The following is a 26,427-nucleotide window of genomic DNA, read 5'->3' as shown; positions in this document are numbered from 1 at the left end:
TCAACGTTTTTTGTTAGCAATCGTTTGCTTTTCTCATCCACTCGGCTAAAATGCCCGCTTTTCCTCCAGGGGTTTGCAGCAGATGTCCGTTAACGCCATTGAACAGCAGGATGCGCAACCGATTGCGCAGACGCAAAACAGTGAACTGATTTACCGTCTTGAAGACCGTCCGCCGCTGGCGCAGACCTTGTTTGCCGCCTGTCAGCATCTGCTGGCGATGTTTGTTGCCGTTATTACCCCCGCTCTGCTGATCTGCCAGGCTCTCGGTTTACCGGCGCAGGACACCCAGCACATTATCAGCATGTCACTGTTTGCCTCGGGCGTGGCCTCCATCATTCAGATTAAAGCCTGGGGGCCGGTGGGCTCCGGTCTGCTGTCGATTCAGGGTACCAGCTTTAACTTTGTTGCCCCGCTGATCATGGGCGGTACAGCGCTGAAAACCGGCGGCGCGGATGTGCCTACCATGATGGCGGCGCTGTTCGGCACCCTGATGCTGGCAAGCTGCACCGAGATGGTGATCTCCCGCGTTCTGCACCTGGCGCGCCGCATTATTACCCCGCTGGTCTCCGGCGTAGTGGTGATGATTATCGGCCTGTCGCTGATTCAGGTGGGTCTGACCTCCATCGGCGGCGGCTACGCGGCGATGAACGACCACACCTTCGGCGCCCCGAAAAACCTGCTGCTGGCGGGCATCGTGCTGGCGATCATTATTCTGCTTAACCGTCAGCGTAACCCGTACCTGCGCGTCGCCTCGCTGGTGATCGCCATGGCGGCAGGCTACCTGGCCGCCTGGGCGATGGGCATGCTGCCGCAGTCTGTTGCGCCGACCGACAGCCCGCTGATCATGGTGCCGACGCCGCTCTACTACGGCCTGGGCATTGACTGGAGCCTGCTGCTGCCGCTGATGCTGGTGTTTATGATCACCTCGCTGGAAACCATAGGCGACATTACCGCGACCTCTGACGTCTCTGAGCAGCCGGTCTCTGGCCCGCTGTATATGAAGCGCCTGAAAGGCGGCGTGCTGGCAAACGGTCTGAACTCGTTTGTCTCCGCCGTGTTCAACACCTTCCCGAACTCCTGCTTCGGCCAGAACAACGGCGTGATCCAGCTGACCGGCGTTGCCAGCCGCTACGTGGGCTTTGTCGTGGCGCTGATGCTGGTTTTACTGGGCCTGTTCCCTGCGGTGAGCGGCTTTGTGCAGCACATTCCTGAGCCGGTCCTGGGCGGCGCAACGCTGGTGATGTTTGGCACCATCGCGGCATCGGGGGTGCGTATCGTCTCCCGCGAGCCGCTGAACCGCCGCGCTATCATGATCATCGCCCTGTCGCTGGCGGTGGGTCTGGGTGTTTCTCAGCAGCCGCTGATCCTGCAGTTTGCCCCGGACTGGGTGAAGAATCTGCTCTCTTCCGGCATCGCCGCCGGTGGGATCACCGCTATCGTCCTGAACCTGATTTTCCCGCCAGAAAAGAACTGATCTCCCTTTACGGCAGCAGGCAACTGCTGCCGTGACACGTAATTACACCATTCCCGCCTTGAGCATTGCGTATAAATCGTGCATAACTCCTTTATGTTCGTTTTACGTGATGGAAGACCATGAAATTTATTGGAAAGCTTCTCGTCGGTATTCTGGCCGTTCTGCTTATTGCGATCCTCGCGCTCTATATCCTTGTACAAACGCGCTGGGGCGCAGCGCACGTCAGCAGCTGGATCACGGTAAACACCGATTACGAACTCAATTTCGACCTGATGGATCACCGTTTCTCGTCGCCCACGCACCTGGTGCTGAAAAACGTCACATTCGGGCGCGACGGCCAACCCGCGACGCTGGTCGCCAAAATGGTGGATATCGGCGTGAGCAGCCGTCAGCTCACCGATCCGCTGCACATGGATACCATCACCCTGTTTGACGGCACGCTGAACCTCTCGCCCCAGACTGCCCCGCTCCCCTTCCAGGCCGATCGCCTGCTGCTGAACAACATGGCGTTTAACAGCCCGAACACTGAATGGGATCTCAGCGCCCAGAAGGTGACCGGCGGCGTGCGCCCCTGGGACCCCGAAGCGGGCAACGTGCTGGGGAAAAAAGCGCAGATCCAGATCAGCGCCGGGTCGCTGACGCTGAACGGCGTCCCGGCCAGCAACGTGCTGATTGAAGGTGAACTGAACGGTAAAGAGGTGGTGCTGACCACCATCGGCGCAGATATGGCCCGGGGCTCGCTCACCGGCACCGCGCGTCGCGACGCCAACGGCGGCTGGAAGGTGGACAACATGCGCCTGAATGAGATCCGCCTGCAGAGCGATAAATCCCTGTCCGACTTTTTTGCCCCGATTACTACCCTGCCATCGTTGCAGATTGGCCGCCTCGACGTGACCGACGCCCGTCTGCAGGGGCCGGACTGGGCGGTGACCGATCTCGATTTAAACCTGCGCAACCTGACCCTGAGCCAGGGCGACTGGCAAAGCGAGGATGGCCGCCTGTCGATGAACGCCAGTGAGTTTATCTACGGTTCACTGCATCTGTTCGATCCCATCCTGAACGCTGAATTCTCCCCGCAGGGGATCGCCCTGCGCCAGTTTACCTCACGCTGGGAAGGCGGGATGGTACGCACCTCCGGCAACTGGTTGCGCAGCGGTAAAGCCCTGGTGCTGGATGATGTCGCCGTCGCCGGGCTGGAATACACCCTGCCGGAAAACTGGAAAACACAGTGGATGACGACCCTGCCGGAGTGGCTGAACAGCGTCACGCTGCGCAAATTTGGCCTGAGCCGCAACCTGGTGATCGATGTCGACTCCACCTTCCCGTGGCAGATCACCGCTCTCGATGGCTATGGCACCAACCTGCAACTGGCGAAAGATCGCGAGTGGGGGGTCTGGTCAGGCACCGCCACCCTGAACGGCGCGGCCGCCACCTTTAATCGCGTGGACGTGCGCCGTCCGTCGCTGTCGCTTACCGCCAACGCCTCGACGATTGCCATCAATGAACTGAGCGCCTTTACCGAGAAAGGGATCCTGGAAGCGAAGGCCAGCGTATCGCAGACCCCGGTGCGCCAGACCACCGTCAATCTGACCGGGCGCGGCGTGCCGTTGAACATCATCCAGCAGTGGGGCTGGCCAGCGCTGCCGGTGTCCGGCGACGGCAATCTTCAGCTCACCGCCAGCGGCAATGTGCAGAAAGATTCCCCGCTGAAACCGACGGTCAACGGCAGGCTGAATGCGGTAAATATGGATAAGCAACAGGTGACCCAGACGATGACGGGCGGGGCGGTAAATACGGTGGCACCACCACCCGCACCATAATGTGGGCCCGGTAAGCGCAGCGCCGCCGGGCATCAGACCGCACTGCATTGCCGGGTGGCGGCTTCGCCTTACCCGGCCTACAAAACCCACAGCCTGCACGATCCGTAGGCTTGGTAAGCGCAGCGCCACCGGGCATCAGACCACGCTGCATTGCCGGATGGCGGCTTCGCCTTACCCGGCCTACACAACCTACAGCCTGCGCGATCCGTAGGCCCGGCAAGCAACGCGCCGCCGGGCATCAGACCGCACTGCATTGCCGGGTGGCGGCTTCGCCTTACCCGGCCTACACAACCCACAGCCTGCGCGATCCGTAGGCCCGGCAAGCAACGCGCCGCCGGGCTTTTCCAGACAACTCAGAGGTGAACCACCACCTCATCCCCTTCGGCTTTCACCACCACGCCCCACTCGCTACCGATGTGAGATGCGCCTTTCACGCCGCTAATCTGCGGCACATTGCGCAGGCAGACCGTCCAGTTCCGCGCCTCGCCGCTCCCTTTCAGGGTGACGGCATCGCCGCTGCGCGTCGCGGTCAGGGTAAAGGCCACGGCACCGTTCGCCGCAGGAACTTCGCTTACCGCCGTGGCGCCATCGGCCAGGTTAAACAGCTGGAAGGCGGTGCCTTCGTTCCAGGCGTAGTCCGGTTTCTGGTCGTTGTTACCCAGCGCCAGCAGGGTGTTGTCGCGCACGTAGACCGGCAGGCTCTTGAAATCGTGCTGCTGTTTGTGCCAGCGGCTGCCCTGCAATTCGTCGTTATGCCACAGGTGCGTCCAGCGCCCTTCCGGCAGGTAAAACTGCACGTCGCCCGCCTCGCTGAATACCGGCGCCACCATCACCGCATCGCCCAGCATATACTGGCGGTCGAGATAGTCGCAGGCCGGATCGTCCGGGAACTCGAGCATCATCGCCCGCAGCATTGGCGTGCCGAACTCGCGGGCCAGCGCCGCCTGGCGATAGAGGTACGGCATCATCCGGCATTTCAGCTGGGTAAAGTGGCGCACCACATCACAGGACTCGTCATCATACGCCCACGGCACCCGGTAGGATTTGCTGCCATGCAGGCGGCTGTGGCTGGAGAGCAGCCCGAACGCGCACCAGCGTTTGTAGACGTGCGCCGGGGCGGTGTTTTCGAACCCGCCGATATCGTGGCTCCAGAACCCGAATCCGGAGAGCCCGATCGACAGCCCGCCGCGCAGGCTTTCGGCCATCGATTCATAGTTGGCGTAGCAGTCGCCGCCCCAGTGAACCGGGAACTGTTGCGCCCCCACCGAGGCCGAGCGAGCAAACAGCACCGCCTCTTCCTCGCCCACCGTCTCTTTCAGCACGTTCCACACCAGTTCGTTATAGATGTAGGCGTAATGGTTGTGCATTTTCTGCGGATCGGAACCGTCGAACCACTGCACGTCGGTCGGAATGCGCTCGCCAAAGTCGGTTTTAAAGCAGTCGACGCCGATATCCACCAGGCCTTTCAGCTTGTCGGCGTACCAGGCACAAGCCTCCGGATTGGTGAAGTCGTAGATCGCCAACCCCGGTTGCCATTTATCCCACTGCCACAGGGAGCCATCCGGACGTTTCAGCAGATAGCCCTTCTCTTTCAGCTCTTTAAATACGGGTGATTTCTGCCCGATGTAGGGGTTGATCCACACGCAGACCTTGAGCCCTTTCTCCTTCAGGCGGCGGATCATCCCTTCCGGGTCCGGGAAGGTAACCGGGTCCCACTCAAAGTCGCACCACTGGAAGGCCTTCATCCAGAAGCAGTCGAAGTGGAAGACGTGCAGGGGCAGGTCGCGCTCCGCCATGCCGTCGATAAAGCTGTTCACCGTCGCTTCGTCGTAGTTGGTGGTGAACGAGGTGGTGAGCCACAGCCCGAACGACCACGCTGGCGGCAGCGCCGGACGCCCGGTGAACTGCGTATAGCGATTGAGCACCTCTTTCGGCGTCGGGCCGTCGATGACGAAGTACTCCAGATATTCACCCTCGACGCTGAACTGCACCTTCGACACCTTCTCGGAGCCGATTTCAAAGGAGACGTTTTCCGGGTGGTTCACCAGCACGCCGTAGCCGCGGTTGGTGAGGTAGAACGGGATATTCTTGTATGACTGCTCGGTGCTGGTGCCGCCGTCGCGGTTCCAGGTTTCGACCGTCTGGCCGTTGCGCACCAGGGCGGTAAAGCGCTCGCCCAGGCCATAGACGGTTTCACCCACGCCCAGATCCAGACGCTCAAACATGTAGTTGCGATCGGTATTGCCGTCCTGCACGTAGCCGTTATTTTTCAACTGGCTGCCGGTGATGCGTTGTCCGTTGCGGAAGAAATCCAGCGACCAGAACTCGCCTTTGGTGACGCGCACGCTGATGTTGCCGCTTTTCAGCTCAGCAAACTCCGCGTCGTTTTCAATCTGCATATTAACGTCTTTCAGCACGTTGAGCGGATAGTGTGGGCCGTTATTCAGCGCCCCCTGGAAGTGCTCGATACGCACCCCGACAATCCCCTCCTGCGGCGCAAACAGGCGCACGGTGAACATCAGGGTGTCGAGCTGCCAGGTGCGCTCGCGCACGTCGCGTGGCGCCACATAGACCACCAGGTCGTTGCCCTGCTGCTCCACATCGAATACCTGAACCGGATAGGTCACGTTCAGACCCGGTTGAATTAGCCAGTTTCCATCACTGATTTTCATGCTTTCGTCCTCTTAGTTCTGCAATTCTTTGCTGACCGGCAGGGTGTTAAATTCCTGCTCGTTACGTCGCGCGCCCTGCGCCAGATCGTTCATGATTTTGACCAGGAATGGCGTCTTCAGGCTGTAGTAGCGTTTGGCAATCACCGCGCTCAGCAGGTAGCAAGCGGCGGGTACCAGGGTAAACAGGGCGATGATGATGCTGATGGTGGCGCTGTTCTGGGTTTTTGCTGCGGCATCGTAGCCGCCGCCAGCCAGCATCCAGCCGATTAACGCCCCGCCCAGCGCGAGGCCCAGCTTGAGCACGAACAGCGTGCCCGCAAAGCTGATGCCGGTGAGGCGTTTGCCGTTGGTCCACTCGCCGTAATCGACGGTGTCGGACATCATTACCCACTGGATCGGCGTCACCAACTGGTGCAGCACGCCAATCACGAAGATAAAGCCGAACATAGTGATGCTGGCCTGCATCGGCACGAAGAACATCGCCACGCTCGCCACCGCCAGCAGGGCATTGGTCCACCAGAAGACGCTGACTTTGCATTTCCAGTCGGTGAGCGGTTTCGCCAGCGCGGAGCCAATGAGATTGCCGACGCAGTAGGTGGTAAGGAAGGCGACGAACAGTTCTGGCGAGCCCATGATCCAGGTGACGTAATACATCATCGCCCCGCCGCGCACGCAGACCGCCAGAATGTTGAGGATGGTAAGCAGCCCGACGATGCGCCACTGGTCGTTCTTCCAGATGTCGCGCAGATCTTCGCGCATGGAGGTGGTGCTCGGTGGCACCTGGATGCGCTCTTTGGTGGTGAAGAAGCAGAACGCCAGCATCAGGAACGCTACCACCGACAGCACCGCGATACCGCCCTGGAAGCCGAGCGCTTTATTCTCGCCACCAATCATATTCACCAGCGGCATCATCAGTACCGTGGAGAGCATGCCGCCCGCCGTCGCCAGCACAAAGCGCCAGGACTGGAGGGAGATACGCTGCGTCGGGTCGTTGGTGATCACCCCACCCAGGGCGCAGTACGGGATGTTGACCACGGTATAGAGCACGGTCAGCAGGGTGTAAGTGACAGCAGCGTAGATCATTTTGCCGTTCAGGCTGAGGTCCGGTGTGGTGTAGGCCAGCACGCAGACCAGGCCAAACGGGATCGCCCCGAATAGTATCCACGGGCGGAACTTACCCCAACGGCTGCGGGTGCGGTCGGCTATCAGCCCCATGCAGGGGTCGGAGACAGCATCCAGCGCACGCGCCAGCAGGAACATGGTGCCGACAAACCCGGCGGGGATACCGAAGATATCGGTATAGAAAAACATCATGTAGAGCATAACGTTGTCGAAAATGATGTGACTTGCGGCGTCACCCATGCCGTAACCAATTTTCTCTTTGACGGATAAGACTTCGCTTTTCATTGTTTTTCCTTCACGCGTAGGGCGCTGAGACCGGTTACATTTTTTGTAAACCATTCACCCACGGGCAGGTATTGCGTTTTCTGGTTACTTTTTTACGTTTCTTGTTTTTTGTGATCGCGGTAAAAGTGCGGGGGCGGAAAATGTAAGCTGAGGATTTTCTTAGGGTTTACGCTGGGGGCATAACGCAGGTCAAAAAAGGGGTGAAATAAGTGAGGGAAATGATGGGGTAAATGATTGAAAGTAGCTATAATGCGCCCCGCCTCCATGTAGCAATCGAGGCGCGGAAGATCGTCATCTCCGGTGAGGTGGCTGGACTTCAAATCCAGTTGGGGCCGCCAGCGGTCCTGGGCAGGTTCGACTCCTGTGATCTTCCGCCAAAATGCACCATGAATATTTTTATCTCTTTCACACCTATACGACTCAAATAATAGTCTTGGCAGGCAAAAGATTAGCTTATATCAATAAAAGCTATTTTTTGTGAATCAAATCAAGAAACAATTAGTGACAAGCCGATTCTAAACATTATACTTCTTTTCCGAAGCGGGCGAACTTCGCCCGGCTCTGCTCTTTAAAAAGTCACAAACAGTACAAGGAAATCGAAGCCCTAACAGGCGATCTCGCAAGAGATCATGACCGGCATCCCCATGAGGGGTAATGATTCGCACCGAAAACGCGAAAAATAACCCTTAAATATGGCGACACTTGTCAGGCAAAGCGAGTTAAAAGTCCCATTAGCCAATAGATGTGTTCCTTGTCTTCTTTCACTGGTCAGGCAAAATTTATCTAACCATGGAGAAGAAAAAATGATTTCAATCAACTTGAATATCAACGTGACTAAGAGCTATTACTCATTTTCTGGAGACAGAAAGAGTAAGAAAAAAGAGATTGGCTTGATGGAAGTGGTGAAAAACTTTTGTATGAAAGTGTATCCCTACTTGATTATCTGTAAGGTCGTTTGGATGTTTGCAAGCTTCTTTATCGGATAATTGACTTTTAACTCAAACTTAAATAATAACATTGATGAATAAGCCATATTATAAAAAATCACCTATTGCATCAGTTGAAAAATTATCGCTTACGCTCAACGTTACACCTGAAAGACTTGCAGTCATTGTGGACAACATCCATAATTCTTATAAAACTTTCACGAAAGTTACTGGAAGAAACAAAAAAGAAAGATCTCTTTCGGAGCCGAAAAAGGGTTTAAAGAAGCTGCAAAAAAGAATCAACCAAGAGATCTTTGAAAACGTTTCATTTCCAGATTATCTTCATGGCGGATTAAAAGGTAAAGATTACCTATCAAACGCAAAGGTTCATACCAATAAAAAACATCTTATCTCTTTAGATATTGAGAACTTTTATCCAAGCATTAGCAAAAAAAATGTTCTTGAAATATTTAAATATATGATGCGCTTTCCAGAGGATGTTTCTAAAGTACTTACCGAATTAGTAACTCTTGATGGCCATGTACCACAAGGCTCTTGTTGCTCTAGTTATATAGCGAACCTTGTTTTTTTCAATACAGAATATAATTATGTAAATCAATTAAAAAACAAAGGCTATCACTACACTCGTTTACTAGATGACATTACTATTTCCTCTGATAAGGAACTGGATAAAAAAGAGAAAACTTTTATTATTAATCAAATGAGGGCAATGGTTGAAAAACATCGCTTAAAGATAAATGATGAAAAAACAAAAGTAGAAAGCCACACCGATCTACGCTCTTCTTTTGAAGTGACAGGTCTTTGGACTAAACATAAAAACCCTAAACTTAGAAAGCCTCAACGCAGGCATATTAGGTATTTAGTTTTTATATGCTCTAAACAAGCTGAATACGAACGTACTTCAAATGAATATCATGCTTTGTGGAACAAAGTATCTGGAAAAGTTGCTCAAATGCAAAGAATTGGTCATACCCAAGCCAATCAATTACGTGAGCAACTAACTAAAATATTGCCAATTTATGATGATTTCAAAATTAAGAAAGTAATTTACCTTGCTGATATTTTATCTAAAACAAAAAAAGAAGAAATAACTTTCGCCAAGGTGGAAAGATATAGAAAAATCATTCATAAATTAGATATAGTAAGTAGGAGCAATAAAAAACTTGCTGATAAACACAGAAGTGTTTTGCATACCATATTTAAAGATTGCAAAGTGGAGAGTGAATGATATGGAAAGTGGATATATAAATGCTTGCGACAATATGAAAGGATTCGGTTTTATAAGGAGACAAAAAGGAAGAGATTTAATTTTTAGTTATTCAGACATTGTTGATAACCCGCACACTGTTAGTCTTGCAGTTGGTTTAAAAGTTGCGTTCGAAGTTGCTAAAACAAAGAAAGGAGATAGAGCTATAAAAATTGAATTTATATAAGACATTATCCTTATTTTTTCAGTTCATGAAACTTTCTTTCAATTTCTTTTCTTCCTAAAGACTTCAGCCAATTCCCCAAACTCATCCCCTCAGCCTTAGCTGCAGCCTCAAACTGCGCCTTCAACTCCGGCGTAATTCGAATCTGAAAAGTCGGTGCTTTACCGGATTTTGACTGATTTGGATCGCGTTTAGCTGTTGACATGTACGTACCTACAAGAGCAGAATCTAACCATTCAGGTACGTACCTTATCACAGGATAACCTGAGTCGAAACGCCCTCGCCCGGTACTCGCAATACCCGACGAGAGCTAACCTCACCAACTATCAAGGAGTTGATTATGGCTGATTCGCATTCTACCCCAGACACCACCGCAACCGGAACTGAGCGTACATTAATTGTGGGATATCGCCCGCAAGGTCGCGATCGCAGTACGCCAAACCTGATCCTTTCCGGCAAATGGCTGCGTGCGGCGGGGTTTGATACCGGGGATAAAGTCACGGTAAAAGTCATGAATGGCTGCATGGTCGTAATGGCGCACAACCCGCATGAGAAAAAGCTGCTGGACGAATTAAAGCAGGCGCAGCATAAGCTGAAAGGCATTGAAAGCGCGCTGGCTGTATCCTAAGCAGTTAGTTTCAAGTAGTCATTCCGCAACCTGTAAACATGGCTTACAGGTTCGGCAGATATTCAGTTATTCGATAAAACCGAACAACTGCCCACTCCTGTAACTCCCTCACAACTCCACCCTAAACTTCACCCCGAGCAAAAGTTGGGATCTCTATAAACAAAGGCTGGCAAGCCGCCCTTTAGCGCCCCGGTATACTGAGGACGAAACAAATCAGAATGAATACGCGGATCGGCTTGATGCCCGGTGGCGCTACGCTTACCGGGCCTACCGTTTTGGTTTTGTAGGCCGGGTAAGGCGAAGCCGCCACCCGGCGTTATTTAACAATACTGCCTGACATCCGAAAGATAATCCCCATAAATATAAATAATAAAATTTCTTTATCACCTCTATAAATCAAAATATTTAAACGTCCCTTTTCAGGTACATATCACATTCTAATCCTTTAACTGAATGTATTTTATTTTGAATCTACATAAGGAGGTGAAAATGGCCATACCCGTTTACTTGTGGCTTGAAGATGATTCTGGCCGATCTATTAAAGGCTCTGTTGACATTAAAAATCGCGAGGGTTCAATTGAGGTTATTGAATTAATGCATTCAGCCGAACAACCCATCGATAAACTTTCTGGAAAAATAACATCCAAGCGCATATATAGTTCTTATGCATTCATGAAAGAGATTGATTCATCATCCCCTTGGTTATACAAGGCTCTCAGCACGGGTCAAACGCTAAAGAAAGCAGAGTTTATCTTCTACAGAATAAATTATAACGGGCTTGAGGAGGCGTACTTCAAGACAACTTTAGAGAACGCAAAGGTCGTTCAAATCGAGCCTGTTATGTTTGATATAAAAAATCCTCAAAATGCGCGCAATACACATCAGGAATATATCGACCTGACATATGAAAAAATCACGTGGCATTACCTTGATGGAAACATTATTCACTCGGACACATGGAAAGATAGAGGTTAAGGAGGAGATATGTCGTGGGGGTATGATGTGAAAGAACACAAGTTCTATCTCGATGGAGTTTACCAGTTTGATGCTGATTACGCAGGGGCAAGTGGCTATAAGAACGATCCAACCCAGGAGTGCGTTAAGAACAGCGGACCTCTGCCACGAGGGAAGTACACTATTGGAACCCCTTATAATTCCGCCCATACAGGGAAATACACGCTCAGTCTGACGCCTTATTCAACAAATGATATGTGTGGCAGAGATGCGTTTAAAATTCATGGGAAAAGTAGTCAGCATCCGGAAGACTCATCTGAAGGATGTATTATTGCGCCCTTAAGTGCCAGAAGGAGCATCTGGAAAAGTGAAGATAGGGAGCTAATAGTCAAATGAAACGCTTAACGATTCTATTCCTTGCCCTGCTTTCGACCAGCCACTACGTTTACGCAGAGCAAATGACTGGCTTTGCAACGCAATATTATCAGGAGGATACCTCCTTACCGCAAATTGAATCAGCGCTTCCGCTTTTCCCTGTTGTCACTATCGGCAACAAAGCAATCTCTATGGAAACGTCTTACCTGACGGATATTGTGAATACCGCTGTTCACAAAGACGACTCCGCTAGCTGGATCTGCCTGCATTCACAAGAAGGCATAAATTATTGGTTTATTTCCGGCAATGAAATGGGGAGGGGATTACTCACTGCTATCGCGATGGCTAAAGATGGCAATCATAAAGAGTGCGTGGCATCGCCAGAGTCAATTCGCGTTTCCATAGCAACAATATCATTGCTTGATACTACTCGTCAGGATATCGCTCAGTCGCTCGGTACTCATGAGTTAATACAAAAGGAGGCCTTGCTTTTGTATCACGAGACACCCGCTCAGGGCGAATTCACTCAAAGCAATACCCTCTCTTATTACTTCAATGGCGAGAAAGTGCGTGGCGTAATCGTTGGGCAGATTACGAGTAACTAATCTTTTTCTGGAAAGGGAGAGGGCGGATTTCCCCTCACCCCAACCCTCTCCCCAAAGGGGCGAGGGAGTAGATTGTGCGACGATTAACCCTTGTACCGCATATGCAACAACGGAAACGCATTCCCTTGCCCGTCCCGCTCCGATCGGCCAACCTGCTCAAACCCTCTGTGGCGATAAAACCCTACGCCCTGCGGGTTCTGCTCATTCACATCCACTTCATTGGCGCCAAAGTGTTCAATGGCGTGCCTCAGCAGCAGCGTGCCGACGCCTTTTCCCCGGCCCCCATCATCCACAAACAGCATTTCAATGCGGTTCTCATCCACGCCCAAAAAGCCATGAATAACGCCGTTTTCATCCCGGGCAATGACGACGTTTAAATTCGGTAAATAGGCGTTGAGCAATAACGGGCGTAATGCCGCAATATCGCTCTCCTGCAAAAAGTGGTGAGTGGCGCGAACGGAAGACTCCCAGATCGCGACAAGACGGTCAAATTGTGAGGGGAATGCGGATTCGATTTTCATGATGCGAGCATGGTCGAAAAACGAATCTACATCAAGCAACAGCACGTGCATTTATAAGTTGTAGCTTATACATTCCCTGGTATAAGCTACAACTTATCAAGGATGACATCATGTGGACGGTAATCTTAGGAGAAGTGTTTGAAGCGTGGCTGGAAGATCAAGAACAAGGCGTTCAGGAAAAGGTATTTGCAGCTCTCATAAACCTGCAAACCTATGGACCCCGCCTTCCACGTCCCTATGCCGATACAGTCAGAGGCTCGCGACATAACAATATGAAAGAATTACGTATTCAATATTATGGCCGTCCGATTCGTGCATTTTTTGCTTTCGATCACGTGCGTCAGGCTATTGTGCTTTGCGCAGGCGATAAAAGTCATGACAAAAAATTCTATGAACGACTCATTCGTATTGCAGATGATGAATTTTCGGCTCACCTGGCAGCAATGGAGACAAGAAATTGAAAACCTTGAATGAAGCGATCGCTTCGCGTTCCCCTGAAAGCCAAAAACGCATCAAAGAAATGGCCGACGAAATGATTCTGGAAACGGGCCTGCAAATGATGCGCGAGGAACTGAAACTATCGCAAAAACACGTTGCGGAAGTGATGGGCATCAGCCAGCCCGCTATCACCCAACTTGAGCAGCGTGGCAATGAACTAAAAATCACCACGCTAAAACGCTATATCGAGGCGATGGGCGGTAAACTAAGCCTGGATGTTGAACTCCCGACCGGAAAGCGCGTGGCGTTTCACATTTAGTCAATTCCTGGCGAGCCAGCCCTTTTTATCCCTCTCCCCACAGGAGAGGGCGGCATCAGCGGGTCCGCTTTTACCGCCCCGGTAAGCACGATATTTACTGCTTCACCCATACCAGCTGATCGACCCGGAAGCCCAGGCTGCGTGCGGTATTGAGGTAATCCTCTTTCACCGCATCGGGAATGGTCGGGGTGCGCGACAGCAGCCACAGGTAGTCGCGGTTCGGGCCGCTGACCAGCGCGTACTGGTAATTATCGTCCAGCTTGATGACGTTATACCCGCCGTAGAACGGGCCGAAGAAAGAGACCTTCAGCGCGGCGGTAGTAGGCGCGCCGGTGAAAGAGGCTCTCCCCTCGCTCTCGTTCCACTTGCGTTTCACCGGATCGTATCCGCGGTTGATAACGCTGATCTGCCCGTCGCTGCGCTTGCCGTAGGTGGCGGTAACCTGCTCCAGACCACGTTCGAAGCGGTTTTCCAGGCGGGCAACTTCGTACCACTTGCCGAGATAGCGGCTGGCGTCAAAGTTGGTTATCGGCTGCACGCCTTTCGGCGGCGTAGGGGATTTACAGGCAACCAGGGTCAGCGCAATGGCGACACCGGTCACAACAGGCCATAGTTTCATGAGAGCTCCTTTCATTTGCGCGTCTGGATGTAAAGTGTAGTGCACCGCTCTGGTGCTTCATCCCGCAGGCAAATATTCGTAGTATATTGAGATTAATCCTTTCCTTCGGACGCAGACATGGCCTACTCCATCGGCGAATTCGCCAGACTCAGCGGGATCACCGCCACCACCCTGCGGGCGTGGCAGCGCCGCTACGGTTTACTCAAGCCGCAGCGCACGGAGGGCGGCCATCGCCAGTACAGCGAGGAGGATGTCCAACAGGCGCTGAAAATCCTCGACTGGGTGAAAAAAGGCGTCCCGATTGGCCAGGTGAAGCCGCTGCTGGAGCGCCCTGCTCCGAGCCGTACCAATAACTGGCAAACGCTGCAACAGAACATGCTGGACCGTCTGCAGGCGGGCAAAATCGAATCCCTGCGCCAGATGATTTACGATGCCGGCCGCGAATACCCCCGGCCAGAGCTGGTCGCGAAGGTGTTACGCCCCCTGCGCAGCCAGGTCTCGGCGAACGTTCCCGCCGCCATGACCCTGCGCGAGATCCTCGACGGCATTATCATCGCCTATACCTCGTTTTGCCTTGAGGGCGATAAGAAAGCGCCGGGCGACAACCTTCTGCTCAGCGGCTGGCACCTGAACGACCCGTGTGAAATCTGGCTTGAAGCTCTGGCGCGCACCGGCCAGGGCCATCGAATCACCCTCCTGCCCATTCCCCCTGCCGCACTGGCACCGGAGATCTTCCCGGACCGCAAGTGGCTGTTGGTCACCAGCGGTAAGCTCAATGCCGCGCGCAAAAGGCAGGTTGAGCAGTGGCAGCAGCAGGTTTCCCTTGAGGTGATTATCCTCCGATGATTTTCTCCTGCGGGAATTGTCACGAAAAGTTGAATATTTTCCCGCGCGGCAAATGCTAACGTTTTCCTGTGACTTACTACTCCACAGGAAAACCCAATGAAAAAAAGTGCCCCTCTGCTGATCCTGGCCTCTATGGCCTTTGCTCCTGTCGCCTTTAGCGCCCCTGTCGGTACGCTGAGCGTGCATATTCTTGACCAGCAAACCGGTACGCCGCCGCCGGGCGTCAGCGTCACGCTGGAAAAACAGCAGCAGGACAAATGGACCCCTGTTGCCAGCGGCAAAACCGACCAGGATGGCCGCATCAAGTCGCTCTATCCAGACGATCAGGACATGCAACCTGGCGTCTATAAAGTGACGTTTAAAACCGCAGAGTACTTCCAGGCGAATAAGCTGCAGTCATTCTTCCCCGAGATCCCGGTGCTGTTTACCGTGACCCGCACCAACGAGAAGCTGCACATCCCTCTGCTGCTCAGCCAGTACGGTTACTCGACCTATAAGGGCAGCTAAAAATCGTTGATATTTATACACATTAAAAAATATTTTCGCCAATACTTGGACAAAATAGTCAAGTTGTGTAACTTTTAGATATAGGCTCTGGAGGTACACACCATGACAACGAAACCTGTACTGGGTATTAGCGGATGTTTAACCGGTTCCGCCGTTCGCTTCGACGGCGGTCATAAGCGTATGGGCTTTGTCATGGATGAGCTGGCCCAGTGGGTCAACTTCAGGCCCGTCTGTCCGGAAATGGCTATTGGTCTGCCGACGCCTCGTCCGGCGCTGCGCCTGGTCCTGACCGACAGCGGTGAGACGCAGATGCGGTTCAGCAAAGCGCCTCACGAAGACGTTACGCAGAAGATGGCCGATTTTGCGGCGGGTTATCTGCCAAAAATCGGCGATCTTGCTGGCTTTATCGTCTGTGCCAAATCCCCCAGCTGCGGCATGGAACGCGTGCGGCTTTATGATGAAAACGGCAACCGGGGCCGCAAGGAGGGTGTCGGGCTGTTCACCGCTGCGCTCCTTGAAACCTGGCCATGGCTACCGGTGGAGGAGGATGGACGCCTGCACGATCCGGTACTGCGGGAGAATTTTGTTGAGCGCGTCTTTGCCCTTCACGAACTGAACACCCTGCGCGCCAATGGCCTGACGCGCCGCGCGCTGCTGGACTTCCACAGTCGTTACAAACTCCAGCTGCTGGCCCATCATCAGGCAGGCTACCGGGAGATTGGCCCGTTTGTCGCTTCGCTGCACGAGTGGGAAGATCTGAACGCTTTCTTCGAGGCGTACCGCGAAAAGCTGATGGCGATCCTGAAGCAACCCGCCTCGCGCAAAAACCACACTAACGTCCTGATGCATATTCAGGGCTATTTCCGTAACCAGCTTAACAGCCGCCAGCGCGGCGAACTGCGCGACGTCATCCTGCATTACCGTGACGGATTATTGCCTATTCTCGCCCCGCTCACGCTGCTGAAGCACTATCTGGCGGAATACCCTGACCAGTACCTGATGACGCAAAACTACTTTGATCCCTACCCGGATGATTTAGGTCTGCGTCTCGCTGTAGCCTGAAATTCACAATGCGAAGGCCCCATTGACCCCGAGAGGCCCAAAGCAGTACCCCGTTTAGACGACACCCTCACTGTCGTCTTTTTTTTGCAGTTTGCTTAAAATACTGTAACTTTATACAGGTTTAAGCCGCAAAAGGGTCTGCCCATGATCAACACCCTGCACATTCAAAACTACCGTTCGATTCGCGACATGTCGCTGGATCTGGAGCAGCTCAATATCGTTTTCGGCCCGAACGGCAGCGGAAAATCGAATATCTATAAAGCCATCCACCTGATGCACAGCGCGGCGCAGGGGCAGTTTTCCCAGGCGCTGGCGAATGAAGGCGGCATTCTGAAGGTGTTCTGGGCAGGCAAAACCCGCAGCGACCAGCTGCGGCGGATGAATCTGGCGGTGGAAACCGAAACTTACGAGTATGAACTGCAGGTGGGTTTTGTCGAAAAGCTGCCTTATCCCTCGCAGTTTCAGCTCGATCCGGTCATCAAAGAGGAGTCCATCTGGCTGAGTGGCCATCAGCGGCGTCCCTCCGCACGCCTGATGCAGCGCAAAAACCAGACCGTGTTTCTGAATAATGTTCATCACGAGAAGGTGACCCACAGCGGCACCCTGTATGAGAACGAATCGGTCTTCGGCCAGCTCGGCGAGCCGCACCTCTACCCCGAGGTGTCGCAGATGCGCGAATCCCTGCGTAACTGGCGTTTTTATCATGAGTTTTCTGTTTCATCCGGTTCGGCGATGCGCGCCCCGCAGGTGGGGTTCCGTTCGCCAGTGCTGGCCAGCGACGGCGCAAACCTGGCGGCCGCGTTTCAGACTATCGTCGAGATTGGTGACGAGATGCTGCTGATGCGTATTCTCGACCAGGCTTTCCCCGGCTGCGTCTTTTACAGCGACAATACGGGCGGACGTTTCCGGATGATGATGCAGCGCGAAGGCTTAAGCCGGCCGCTGGAGCCCGCAGAGTTTTCCGACGGCACGCTGCGTTTTCTCTGTCTGGCGGTGGCCCTGCTCAGCCCGCGCCCGCCCGCTTTTATCGCCCTCAACGAACCGGAAAACAGCCTGCATCCGCAGATGCTGCCTGCTCTGGCTAGCCTGATTGCTGAGGCCAGCCGCTATTCGCAGATCTGGCTCACCAGCCACTCGCCGGAGCTGGCGAACCTCATTGAGAAGCATCGATCGTTTTCGCTGTATCAGCTGTCGATGGTGGAAGGCGAGACGAGAATGGCGCGGCTGGGGTAAATGCCGGATGGCGCTACGCTTATCCGGCCTGGGCCTGCGTGCGGAAGGTTTTGCGCCACTCCGCCGGGCTGACGCCAAAGCGGGCCTTAAACTGCTGACGCCAGGTTACGGCTGAGAGATAGCCCACCTGCTCTGCCACCGCCTCTATCGGCAGATTGCTGCTCTCCAGCAACAGCTGGCTACGCCGCAGGCGTTCGGCGGTGATCCACGAGGCCACACTCATCCCGGTGGCTTTCATAAAATGGCGGGTCAGGGTGCGGCGACTCATCGCCACGCTCTCTGCCAGCGCATCCAGGCTGAGCGGCTGGCTGATGTTACGCTGGAGATAGTCGATCAGGTTGTTGATCCGCGCATCGCGGGTGGTTTCCGGCACCGGCTGGGCGATAAACTGCGCCTGCCCGCCCTCGCGATGGGGCGGCACGATCATCCGCCGGGCAATCTGGTTGGCCACCACGCCGCCAAAGCGCTGACGGATAATGTACAGGCAGCAGTCCAGCGCGGCGGCGGTACCGGCAGAGGTGATGATGCGGTCGTCATCAACGTACAACGCGTTGATATCGAGCTGCACGTTCGGGAAAAGCGTCTGAAACTGGCGTTCGAACTCCCAGTGGGTTGCCGCGCGTTTGCCGTCCAGGATACCGGCATAGCCGAGAACAAATGACCCCAGACAGAGCCCGACGATCTCCGCCCCGCGGTCTTTGGCCTGCACCAGGCTGTCGAGCAGCGCCTGCGGGGGACGCGCCAGTACGTGTTGCCAGTAAGGCACCACCACGATATTGGCCTGCCCGATGGCAGAATAATCCTGCGTTGCGTTGAGCGCGAAGCCGTCAGGCGAGGTCAGGAGTCCGGGCTTTTCGGCGCAGATCGTCACATTAAAACGCTTTTTACCGGAAACGGTATCGCCAAACAGAATGCAGGGGACGGAGTAGTGGAACGGGCTGAACCCGTCCACGGCGACAATGGCAACGTGAGTAAGCGGCATTGATCTCTCCTTTCCCCTGATTGCCTCAGAATATAACGGATTCACCGTCCTGAGGAATGCTCAGCACATCGCTGACCTGATTATCCTCTGCATACTGACGCAACGCGCTGCGGGTCAGCAGGCAGTGGTTGATGGCCTCCATATGGACCGCCACAATTTTCGCCTGCGGTAGCAGGAAGTGGATATTCAGCACATCCTCCTGGCCCATGATGATCGGCCCAAAACCGAGCACGTGGGCATAACCGGCGTTGATGACCACCACATCCGGCTGATGTTTTTGCAGGTCGGTTGCTACCGCCTCGCGCCAGATCGTATCCCCAACAATGCAGAGCGTCTTTTCGTCAGGATGACGAAACACCACGCCGCAGGCTTCGCCCAGCCGCTCCGCCAGCTCCGGCACCGCATAGGCGCGATCGGTACCGTGCTGGCCGCCGTCGGTTTTACTTAGCTGGATATCGCCAAACGGGCTGTTGTCCGTCAGCACGCTAAGTTGGGTGAAGCCCTGGCTGCGCAGCAGCTGCGCGTCATCTTCGTTCTGCACGAAGATCGGTTTGTCTTTGGCGATCCGCTCGATGGCGTACTGATCCCAGTGATCGGGGTGGGTATGGGTTACGATAACGGCATCGACATCCAGCAGGGTTTCAATCGGACAGGGCAGTTCCACCATCGGGTTGCGGATCGCCTCCCGGGCAGTGCCCGGAAAGCCGGGGTAAGTCCCTTTAGGTGCCAGCATCGGGTCAACCAGAAAGCGCTTTCCGGCATAGGTGATAAGCTGTGTCGCGTTACGAATGTGGGTGATGTTCATGAGCTCTCCTCCGGTCTGTATTGCAGAAAGAATAGCCGGAGGAGGAACGGCAGAATGTGGGCTAAAGGGCATTCAACGATGGGATTGGGCCAACTTATCTTCATGCCGCAGTGAGCGGCATGATGATTTATTCCCAGCCCGGCACTGCCCCGCCGTTAAAGATGGTCTCTGCCGCCTTCGCGACCTCTGGCGACTGGTACGCCTGGATAAACTCCTTCACCTTCTGGGCATCTTTATTATCTTCCCGCGTCACCACAATGTTCACGTAAGGCGAGTTTTTATCTTCGATAAAGACGCTGTCATGCACCGGCGACAGCCCGGTTTGCTGGAGATAGGTGGTGCTGATAATCGCCACATCCACTTTCGGATCGTCCAGCACGCGCGGCAGTTGCGCCCCCTCCAGCTCCATGATTTTCAGGTTTTTTGGATTGGCGGTGATATCCAGCGCCGTCGGCAGTAAACCAACGTCCGGTTTCAGGGCGATCAGCTTTTCGTTTTGCAGCAGCAACAGCGCACGGCCCAGGTTGGTGGGGTCGTTCGGGATGGCGATGGTTGCGCCATCTTTGAGTTCAGAGACCGATTTGATCTTGCGGGAATAACCCGCCATCGGGAAGACAAAGGTGTTGCCCACTGCCACTAGCTTGTAGCCGTGTGCTTTGTTGTCTTCCGCCAGGAATGGGCGATGCTGGAAGACGTTGGCGTCCAGCTCACCGTGGTCAGTGGCGTCGTTTGGCAGCAGCGAGCCGCTAAAACCCACCAGCTCAACGTCGAGGCCGAACTTCTCTTTCGCCACTTTTTTGGCGACTTCCGCCACGTCCTGCTCGGCGCCGTTGATCACGCCGACCTTAATGTGTTTAGCATCGCTGCCGCTTTGGTCGCAGCCCGCCAGCAGCAGGCCAGCAAGAAGAAGAGCACCCAATCGAAGTTTCACCGGTCAGTCCTTTTGAGAAATGTTATATCGACTATATCGGCAACCCAACGGCAGGTTAAAAAACGAAAAGGAATCAATAAGAAGGATAAGTTATATGCGGGTTTTGCCGGGCGGCGCTGCGCTTGCCCGGCCTACGTGCAGAGACGGAGAACTGTCGCAGGCCCGGTAAGCGTCGCGCCACCGGGTGGGGGGAGTCAGGCTGCGGTAGTCCAGTCTTCGACTGTCAGTTCCTGCACCATGGCGAAAGCCTGATCGTTAGTCACAATCGTTGTGCCCCGGCTGATTGCGTGCGCTGCGATCAACTGATCGAGATCGCCCATGACTTTCCCGCGCTTTTCCATTTCGGCGCGCAGCTTGCCGTATATTGCCGCGGCGTCACTGTCCCAGTCGCAAACGGTGATAGTTTTAAGAAATTCCGAGATGGTTTCGTGCAATCTAAGACTTTGCTTTTTGGCAACGCCGTAAAGCAGCTCAGCCTCCGTTACGCTTGAAATACACATATCTTCTGGCGCCAACCGGGAATAGTGATTTACCACTCCTGGATGCTGCCTCACGAGATGGCTTACTATGTTAGTGTCCAGCATATGCAGCATTTTCTATAATCCTTCAAAAGGATCTCTTGTCGTATAGCTCTGATTGCGTTCCTCTTTACTCAGGAAAGAATCAGGGACATGAGTCTGCTTCAGTAAACGCAAAAAATTTTCCCTGTGCCGTTCCTTCTCTGACATAGCCCTCAACACAACATTCCCCTCTTCATCCCGCCGGATCCAGACACTCTCCGCATCAAACGCGAACTCAGCAGGCAGTAAAACCGCCTGGTTTCGCCCTTTTTTGAACAGTTTTGCTTTACGTTCCATCGCAACCTCTGCTGATTTATTAACCAGGACAAAGCATGCGCCAGCAGCGTCGGGAATGACAAGCCAGAGCGTCAAAATTCGGAAAGCGACTCGCAACAAATAGCTGACCCGCTAACTTTACGCCTCCCGCTTGCGCAGCGGCGCCTCACGCAGGAACCACGACAGGACAAAGGCCAGCACCATGATCGCGGCAGCCATCAAAAACACCGCATGAATGGCGGAGCCAAAGGCGTCCAGGTAGTCCAGGCGCAGGGCATCCGGCAGGTGATGAATGGCGGTGGGGTTCATCTCCCGCGGCAGTTCGGTCCCCTCGGGGATCCGCGCCATCAGGCCCGACTGCAATACGTGGGTGAAGACCGCGCCAAACAGCGCCACGCCAATCGCCCCGCCGATGGAGCGGAACAACGTTACGCCTGAAGTGGCCACACCATACTGGCTGGATGAGACGCTGTTCTGAACTGCCAGCACCAGCACCTGCATCACCAGACCCAGCCCCGCCCCCAGCACGCCGGTAAACAGGTAAAGCTGCCAGATCGGTGATTCGATGGTGATCCGCGTGAGCAGGGCCATACCGACCACACCCAGCAGGGTACCGAGGATGGGGAACAGGCGGTATTTCCCGGTGCGGCTGATAATGCGCCCGCTGATAATTGAGGTCAGCAGCAGTCCGCCCATCAGCGGGATCAGCTGTAAACCGGCTTCAGTCGGGGTCGCCTCTTTGACAATCTGCAGATAGAGCGGCAGGAAGGTGACCGAGCCAAACAGCGACATACCGATAATAAAGCCAATCAGACTGCACAGAAGGAAGCTGCGATCCCGGAAGAGCGACAGGGGAATAATCGGCTCCCACGCCAGACGCTCCTCGTAGATAAACCCGGCGATACCCGTCAGGCCAAAGGCCAGAATGCACCACAGCTGCGGGTCGCTCCACTCGCGTACCGTGCCCCCTTCGCTGGTAAACAGAATGATGCACAGCAGGGCCATGCTAAGGTAAATCGCCCCCAGATAGTCGATCTCATGTTTGTTGCGCTTCGCGCTGCCGCGGAAGACCGCGCCAATCACCAGCAGGGCAAACAGGCCCAGCGGCAGGTTGATGTAGAAAATCCAGCGCCAGGAGGCGTGCTGCACCAGAAAACCACCGACCAGCGGACCAATCACCGTCGCGAGCCCAAAGACCCCGCCGAATAAGCCCTGATAGCGGCCACGCTCCGCGGGGGGAATAACGTCGGCCACCGCCGCCATGCTGATCACCATCAGTCCCCCGCCGCCCAGCCCTTGCAGGGCGCGCATCAGTACCAGTTGGGTCATATTCTGCGCCAGCCCGCACAGGGCGGAGCCCACCAGAAAAAGAACAATCGCGATTTGCAGCACGATTTTGCGGCCAAAGAGATCGCCAAACTTACCGTACAGCGGCACCACAATCGTGGAGCTCAGAATATAGGCCGTCACGACCCAGGAGAGTTTATCCAGGCCGCCCAGCTCGCCCACAATGGTGGGCAGCGCCGTGGAGACGATGGTCTGATCGAGAGCCGAGAGCAGCATCACCAGCAGGAGCGCGCTGAAGAGCAGCCGCACCGGGGGCGCGTTTTTGGTTTGCGTTGTTGAATCGGAGACCATAAAACACCGCTTGAAATTAATTAATTGGATAATTAATATTTAATGAAGTTATGAATCAGGTCAAGGGATCCTCCGCGCATGTCAGCACATAAAGATAATTCCGACCCTACGCCACAGGCTCGCCGTCCCGGACGCCCACGCGGAAGTAAACCCACCGCCACCAGCCGGGAGCAGCTGCTGGATATCGCCCTCGATCTCTTTGCGCGCCAGGGTATTGCCCGCACCTCGCTTAATGCCATTGCCAAAGAAGCGGGCGTGACGCCGGCGATGCTGCACTACTACTTCAACTCCCGGGAACAACTGCTTGATGCGATGATCGAGGAGCGTTTTCTGCCGCTTCGCAGCGCCATCGCGACGCTTTTCAGCGCTCACCCGGACGATCCGGTTACCGCCCTGAGGTTGATGGTGGAAAAGCTGGCGGAACTGGCCGTAGAGCATCACTGGTTCGCGCCGCTGTGGATGCAGGAGGTGATCGGTGAAATGCCGGTACTGCGCGCGCATCTGCAGGCCCGCTTTGGCGATGAGAAATATCAGGGGACGCTGGATACCGTTGCCCGCTGGCAGCAGGAAGGTAAACTGAACCGCGATCTGGCGCCGGAGCTTTTATTCACCACGCTGTTGAGTCTGGTGCTGGTGCCCTTTTCGCGCATGCGCAATGACGAGAGGTTAAGCGCCCTCTCGCCGGAACGTATTGTGCGCCATGCTCTGGCGGTGATGGGCAGTGGTATTGGCGCTTAAAGCGCCTTCGACAGGTAATGTCTTTGGATTCCCGGGTAGGGAAAATCGTTGAGCGTCATTTCCAGCTTATAGCCCTGCTTTTCATAAAACGGACGCGCCTGGAAACTGAAAGTGTCCACCAGTGCATGTCGGCACCCCTGCTTCCGGGCCTCCTCTTCAGCGGCATGCATCAACTGGCTGCCAAGCCCGCTTCCACGCAATTCATCGGATACCCACAGGTATTTGATATTCAACCACTCGCCCTGGCGATTGCCGATGAGTCCGCCGCGCATGTTGCCGCTGTCATCGCGGGCATAGACGGCGAGATCGCTCCCCACGCGGGAAAAATCAATAAACTGGCTGTTATAGATCCGCAGTAGCTGGAGTAACTCTTCCTGCTCGTGTTCGGTAATGGTGTCGGTAATACTCAGTTGCATATCAATCCCCCGTTACGTTGCAGATCGACTATCGCATACTCCGCCCGGGATACAAACGCCAAATTCTGGTCCTGTATGGGTTAAAAAATGTAACTGAAATCAACGAAAAATTGCCTTTGCGAGCACTATCACCCCTTGTTACCTGTCACCCGCCAGCCGTCACACATTTTTCTTCTGCGCTTCCCTCTCCGGCAAATTCTGCGGCTACGCTTAGTCGTACCCCTGCGCAACTATTGGCAAAATTAATACTTTCGGCTTGGGTCGCAACGGCGGATGTAACGATATATTTCATAAACGTGTGTGTTTTTTTCCGGAGGTTTCCATGAAGTCAGCGCACCTGTTTTGCCTCATCGTCTGCCTGCTTTTCGCCGCCTTCGTTCATGCTCAGGAGATGAACGATCCGGCAAAGCTAGAGCAGATGAAACAGGCGGTTTTAAAGGATGTGAAAAAAGCCTGTGCCCCGCAACGCAAGCAAACCGATAAAGAGTGGCAGGCGATGATTATGGCGTCTGAGGCGAATCAGATGCTGGTCAAAAACGCGGTGGTGGCGATGGAGCGGAACAATCAGGAAGGTTACTGGGATGCCGTCAGTCAGGTGGACTGCATGGAGGATTACTGATTACGCATAAAGGGGCCATGCAGCCCCCTTAATTTTTTAGCGACGCACATCCGGAATAATTAAATCCCCGCGCAGCACATACGAACCCAGCATCTGGGTCTTCTCATTCAGCCAGCTGACGATCCGTGCCGCCATAGCATCCATTGAGTACTCAATTGCCGGAATGGTTGGAATACCCGGCAGATGCAGTGAACCCGCCAGACTGAAGACCATGATGTCGCCCGGCACCGATCGGTTGAACGCCTGGAGCTGGGGGATCACCCGCTGCGCTTCCTGCTCGTCGGCCACCAGTAAGGCGTTGAAATTGAGCGTAGAGGCGTTATTGAGCAGCTCCTGCAGGGCCACGGAGGATGAGGTGGCTTCCATAAAGACCAGGTTGCGATTAAACGGCAGGAAGTTCTTTTCCAGCCCATGCTTGTAGCCCAGCAGCACCTGATCGGCAAAACCACTGCCGTACGGATGGATCAGGGCAATCTGGCGTCGCCCCTGGCTGGCGAGGAAATTACAGGCGGTTTCCGCGGCGAAAGCGTGGTCATACTGGATACTGTTGACGTTACCGGTTTCCATGCAGTCCACCAGGATGACATTCTCCTGATCGATATGCAGTGGAAAACGGGCGCCGATAATCAGAATGTCATCGCATAGCCCGCAGGAGAGTTCATCCAGCGCGCCCATGACTTCGGCTTTGGTGTTGGCGAAGCGAAGCAGCAGGTGCTTCTGGTGCTGGCTAAGGTGTTTTTCCAGCGCGTAAAGGTAACCCGTAGTCTGGTTGATGTTGTCGTGGGCGCAAATCACGCCGATACAACCGGTTGTCTGGCTCAGCAGCGACTGGGCAATCACGTTTGGCCGGTAGTTCAGCTCTTCAACTGCTTTTAGTACGGCCTGACGGCTGGCTTCCTTCACGCCGCGCGACCCGCTCAACACCCGTGATACCGTGGCTTTGGACACCCCGGCCAGACGTGATACATCGTTGATTGTAGACATCTTTATCCCCTGACAGGTCTCTCCAGGCCCCTGTAATTCCTGATTCCACTTCGGCTCATATTATAGCCACTCAGGAGTATATCTGTTTCCGTTTTCTATGGAAACCGATTTTCCGTTTCCACTCTTAGTGATGTAAAAGCAGCCAAAATATGTGACCCAAATCCGATAAACAGCCCCTATAAGTAATGGATCTTGATGGCTGTCACACTTCTGTCTTATATGCATGGAAACCGGTTTCCATATGTTATCCAATCATCTCCGCAATAACTATTTACATTTTGAGGATGGTTGTCGATGTTCAAGATTATGCTGTGCTGTTCTGCCGGGATGTCCACCAGTCTGCTGGTACGGAAAATGGTCGAAGCCGCGGAAGAACGCGGACTCCCCGTCAAAATCGATGCGTACGGTGTTTCAGAATTTGATACACAGTTTCCGCAATATCAGGTCGTGCTTCTCGGACCGCAAGTCAAATACATGTTAAAAACGCTCTCAGATAAGGCTGCCACTCAGGGCATACCCGTTCAGTCCATCGATACAATGGATTACGGTATGCAACGTGGCGATAAAGTGCTGGACTATGCTCTGTCGCTCATCGAAGCGGCACACTAAGAAGGTGTTCTC

Annotated in this window: 30 protein-coding genes and 1 tRNA gene; 18 read left to right on the top strand and 13 right to left on the bottom strand. The window is 54.2% G+C overall.

Features of this window, described 5'->3' with window-relative positions; genetic code table 11:
• Positions 1–82 precede the first annotated feature (82 nt).
• Both B3X29_RS20605 and B3X29_RS20600 read left to right on the top strand, forming a co-directional pair.
• Positions 83–1,474, top strand: a complete 1,392-nt coding sequence (locus tag B3X29_RS20605; protein WP_159340418.1) for a nucleobase:cation symporter-2 family protein — start codon at positions 83–85, stop codon at positions 1,472–1,474.
• Between the two features lie 119 nt (positions 1,475–1,593).
• Positions 1,594–3,294, top strand: a complete 1,701-nt coding sequence (locus tag B3X29_RS20600; RefSeq protein ID WP_159340419.1) for an AsmA family protein — start codon at positions 1,594–1,596, stop codon at positions 3,292–3,294.
• Between the two features lie 353 nt (positions 3,295–3,647).
• Here B3X29_RS20600 and yicI read toward each other — a convergent pair whose 3' ends face one another.
• Both yicI and B3X29_RS20590 read right to left on the bottom strand, forming a co-directional pair.
• A complete protein-coding gene (gene yicI / locus B3X29_RS20595; RefSeq protein ID WP_159340356.1) occupies positions 3,648–5,966 on the bottom strand; it encodes an alpha-xylosidase in 2,319 nt (772 codons plus the stop codon).
• A 12-nt stretch (positions 5,967–5,978) separates the two neighbouring features.
• On the bottom strand, positions 5,979–7,373 hold the full coding sequence (locus tag B3X29_RS20590) for a glycoside-pentoside-hexuronide family transporter (RefSeq protein WP_159340357.1): 1,395 nt from the start codon (positions 7,371–7,373) through the stop codon (positions 5,979–5,981).
• A 282-nt stretch (positions 7,374–7,655) separates the two neighbouring features.
• Here B3X29_RS20590 and B3X29_RS20585 point away from each other — a divergent pair.
• From B3X29_RS20585 to B3X29_RS20575, 3 genes are all read left to right on the top strand, one after another.
• A tRNA-Sec gene (locus B3X29_RS20585) sits at positions 7,656–7,750 on the top strand.
• 643 nt (positions 7,751–8,393) lie between these two features.
• Positions 8,394–9,548: a reverse transcriptase family protein gene (locus tag B3X29_RS20580; protein ID WP_159340358.1), complete on the top strand. Its 1,155-nt coding sequence runs from the start codon at positions 8,394–8,396 to the stop codon at positions 9,546–9,548.
• Between the two features lies 1 nt (position 9,549).
• Complete coding sequence (locus B3X29_RS20575) at positions 9,550–9,753, top strand: cold shock domain-containing protein (RefSeq protein WP_159340359.1); 204 nt, start codon at positions 9,550–9,552, stop codon at positions 9,751–9,753.
• A 10-nt stretch (positions 9,754–9,763) separates the two neighbouring features.
• Here B3X29_RS20575 and B3X29_RS20570 read toward each other — a convergent pair whose 3' ends face one another.
• Entirely contained in the window at positions 9,764–9,955 is a 192-nt protein-coding gene (locus B3X29_RS20570; protein WP_159340360.1) for a toxin-antitoxin system HicB family antitoxin, read from the bottom strand.
• Between the two features lie 135 nt (positions 9,956–10,090).
• Here B3X29_RS20570 and B3X29_RS20565 point away from each other — a divergent pair, with 135 nt between their 5' ends.
• From B3X29_RS20565 to B3X29_RS20550, 4 genes are all read left to right on the top strand, one after another.
• Positions 10,091–10,378, top strand: a complete 288-nt coding sequence (locus tag B3X29_RS20565) for a SymE family type I addiction module toxin (protein ID WP_159340361.1) — start codon at positions 10,091–10,093, stop codon at positions 10,376–10,378.
• A 489-nt stretch (positions 10,379–10,867) separates the two neighbouring features.
• On the top strand, positions 10,868–11,353 hold the full coding sequence (gene tssD / locus B3X29_RS20560) for a type VI secretion system tube protein TssD (RefSeq protein ID WP_159340362.1): 486 nt from the start codon (positions 10,868–10,870) through the stop codon (positions 11,351–11,353).
• 9 nt (positions 11,354–11,362) lie between these two features.
• Positions 11,363–11,728, top strand: a complete 366-nt coding sequence (locus B3X29_RS20555; RefSeq protein WP_159340363.1) for a tlde1 domain-containing protein — start codon at positions 11,363–11,365, stop codon at positions 11,726–11,728.
• Positions 11,725–12,312 carry a hypothetical protein gene (locus B3X29_RS20550; RefSeq protein WP_236560493.1) on the top strand — a complete coding sequence of 196 codons (588 nt, stop codon included), beginning with the start codon at positions 11,725–11,727 and terminating at the stop codon, positions 12,310–12,312. The genes B3X29_RS20555 and B3X29_RS20550 overlap by 4 nt, the downstream gene beginning before the upstream one ends.
• Positions 12,313–12,395: 83 nt before the next feature.
• On the opposite strand, the gene B3X29_RS20545 is transcribed toward B3X29_RS20550, so the two are convergent.
• Complete coding sequence (locus B3X29_RS20545; protein ID WP_159340364.1) at positions 12,396–12,833, bottom strand: acetyltransferase; 438 nt, start codon at positions 12,831–12,833, stop codon at positions 12,396–12,398.
• Between the two features lie 110 nt (positions 12,834–12,943).
• On the opposite strand from B3X29_RS20545, the gene B3X29_RS20540 reads away from it, so the two are divergent.
• The gene (locus B3X29_RS20540) at positions 12,944–13,294 is read left to right on the top strand and encodes a type II toxin-antitoxin system RelE/ParE family toxin (protein WP_159340365.1); all 351 of its coding nucleotides are present in this window, start codon (positions 12,944–12,946) and stop codon (positions 13,292–13,294) included.
• Positions 13,291–13,590 carry a helix-turn-helix domain-containing protein gene (locus tag B3X29_RS20535; protein WP_156653669.1) on the top strand — a complete coding sequence of 100 codons (300 nt, stop codon included), beginning with the start codon at positions 13,291–13,293 and terminating at the stop codon, positions 13,588–13,590. Before B3X29_RS20540 ends, B3X29_RS20535 begins: the two co-directional genes overlap by 4 nt.
• 94 nt (positions 13,591–13,684) lie before the next feature.
• Here the strand turns inward: B3X29_RS20535 and B3X29_RS20530 are convergent, their stop codons facing one another.
• Positions 13,685–14,209: a lipocalin family protein gene (locus tag B3X29_RS20530; protein WP_103177683.1), complete on the bottom strand. Its 525-nt coding sequence runs from the start codon at positions 14,207–14,209 to the stop codon at positions 13,685–13,687.
• 117 nt (positions 14,210–14,326) lie between these two features.
• Here B3X29_RS20530 and B3X29_RS20525 point away from each other — a divergent pair, with 117 nt between their 5' ends.
• The 4 genes from B3X29_RS20525 to B3X29_RS20510 all read left to right on the top strand — a co-directional run bounded on the left by B3X29_RS20525 (position 14,327) and on the right by B3X29_RS20510 (position 17,857).
• Positions 14,327–15,055, top strand: a complete 729-nt coding sequence (locus tag B3X29_RS20525; protein WP_156653668.1) for a MerR family transcriptional regulator — start codon at positions 14,327–14,329, stop codon at positions 15,053–15,055.
• 96 nt (positions 15,056–15,151) lie between these two features.
• Positions 15,152–15,562 (top strand): hydroxyisourate hydrolase, encoded by a 411-nt coding sequence (gene uraH, locus B3X29_RS20520; protein WP_114385495.1) that lies wholly within the window; start codon positions 15,152–15,154, stop codon positions 15,560–15,562.
• 102 nt (positions 15,563–15,664) lie between these two features.
• Positions 15,665–16,624 carry a YbgA family protein gene (locus B3X29_RS20515; protein WP_103177681.1) on the top strand — a complete coding sequence of 320 codons (960 nt, stop codon included), beginning with the start codon at positions 15,665–15,667 and terminating at the stop codon, positions 16,622–16,624.
• Positions 16,625–16,768: 144 nt separating this feature from the next.
• Positions 16,769–17,857, top strand: coding sequence for an AAA family ATPase (locus B3X29_RS20510; protein WP_159340366.1), 1,089 nt, complete (start codon positions 16,769–16,771; stop codon positions 17,855–17,857).
• Positions 17,858–17,876: 19 nt separating this feature from the next.
• Here B3X29_RS20510 and B3X29_RS20505 read toward each other — a convergent pair whose 3' ends face one another.
• The 6 genes from B3X29_RS20505 to B3X29_RS20480 form a co-directional block, all read right to left on the bottom strand.
• Positions 17,877–18,839: a GlxA family transcriptional regulator gene (locus B3X29_RS20505; RefSeq protein WP_159340367.1), complete on the bottom strand. Its 963-nt coding sequence runs from the start codon at positions 18,837–18,839 to the stop codon at positions 17,877–17,879.
• 25 nt (positions 18,840–18,864) lie between these two features.
• Positions 18,865–19,644 (bottom strand): MBL fold metallo-hydrolase, encoded by a 780-nt coding sequence (locus tag B3X29_RS20500; protein ID WP_159340368.1) that lies wholly within the window; start codon positions 19,642–19,644, stop codon positions 18,865–18,867.
• A 127-nt stretch (positions 19,645–19,771) separates the two neighbouring features.
• Positions 19,772–20,575 (bottom strand): lipoprotein NlpA, encoded by an 804-nt coding sequence (gene nlpA / locus B3X29_RS20495; protein ID WP_103824283.1) that lies wholly within the window; start codon positions 20,573–20,575, stop codon positions 19,772–19,774.
• Positions 20,576–20,769: 194 nt separating this feature from the next.
• Positions 20,770–21,168: a type II toxin-antitoxin system VapC family toxin gene (locus tag B3X29_RS20490; RefSeq protein ID WP_103177676.1), complete on the bottom strand. Its 399-nt coding sequence runs from the start codon at positions 21,166–21,168 to the stop codon at positions 20,770–20,772.
• 3 nt (positions 21,169–21,171) lie between these two features.
• On the bottom strand, positions 21,172–21,432 hold the full coding sequence (locus B3X29_RS20485) for an antitoxin (protein ID WP_156653662.1): 261 nt from the start codon (positions 21,430–21,432) through the stop codon (positions 21,172–21,174).
• Positions 21,433–21,549: 117 nt separating this feature from the next.
• Complete coding sequence (locus B3X29_RS20480) at positions 21,550–23,049, bottom strand: MDR family MFS transporter (RefSeq protein WP_156653661.1); 1,500 nt, start codon at positions 23,047–23,049, stop codon at positions 21,550–21,552.
• 78 nt (positions 23,050–23,127) lie between these two features.
• Between B3X29_RS20480 and B3X29_RS20475 the strand changes: the two genes are divergently transcribed.
• Positions 23,128–23,787, top strand: a complete 660-nt coding sequence (locus B3X29_RS20475; RefSeq protein ID WP_159340369.1) for a TetR/AcrR family transcriptional regulator — start codon at positions 23,128–23,130, stop codon at positions 23,785–23,787.
• Here B3X29_RS20475 and B3X29_RS20470 read toward each other — a convergent pair.
• Positions 23,784–24,203: a GNAT family N-acetyltransferase gene (locus B3X29_RS20470; RefSeq protein ID WP_103177672.1), complete on the bottom strand. Its 420-nt coding sequence runs from the start codon at positions 24,201–24,203 to the stop codon at positions 23,784–23,786. The two genes, B3X29_RS20475 and B3X29_RS20470, sit on opposite strands and share 4 nt — an antisense overlap.
• 322 nt (positions 24,204–24,525) lie before the next feature.
• Between B3X29_RS20470 and B3X29_RS20465 the strand changes: the two genes are divergently transcribed.
• Entirely contained in the window at positions 24,526–24,822 is a 297-nt protein-coding gene (locus B3X29_RS20465) for a YicS family protein (RefSeq protein ID WP_103177671.1), read from the top strand.
• A 36-nt stretch (positions 24,823–24,858) separates the two neighbouring features.
• Here the strand turns inward: B3X29_RS20465 and B3X29_RS20460 are convergent, their stop codons facing one another.
• Complete coding sequence (locus tag B3X29_RS20460) at positions 24,859–25,806, bottom strand: LacI family DNA-binding transcriptional regulator (RefSeq protein ID WP_103177670.1); 948 nt, start codon at positions 25,804–25,806, stop codon at positions 24,859–24,861.
• Positions 25,807–26,100: 294 nt separating this feature from the next.
• On the opposite strand from B3X29_RS20460, the gene B3X29_RS20455 reads away from it, so the two are divergent.
• Entirely contained in the window at positions 26,101–26,415 is a 315-nt protein-coding gene (locus B3X29_RS20455; protein ID WP_103177669.1) for a PTS sugar transporter subunit IIB, read from the top strand.
• The last annotated feature ends 12 nt before the right edge of the window (positions 26,416–26,427 follow it).

The organism is Leclercia sp. UBA5076 (assembly GCF_002416465.1).
Classification (GTDB): domain Bacteria; phylum Pseudomonadota; class Gammaproteobacteria; order Enterobacterales; family Enterobacteriaceae; genus Enterobacter.
This window is presented reverse-complemented; position numbering and strand designations above follow the sequence as displayed.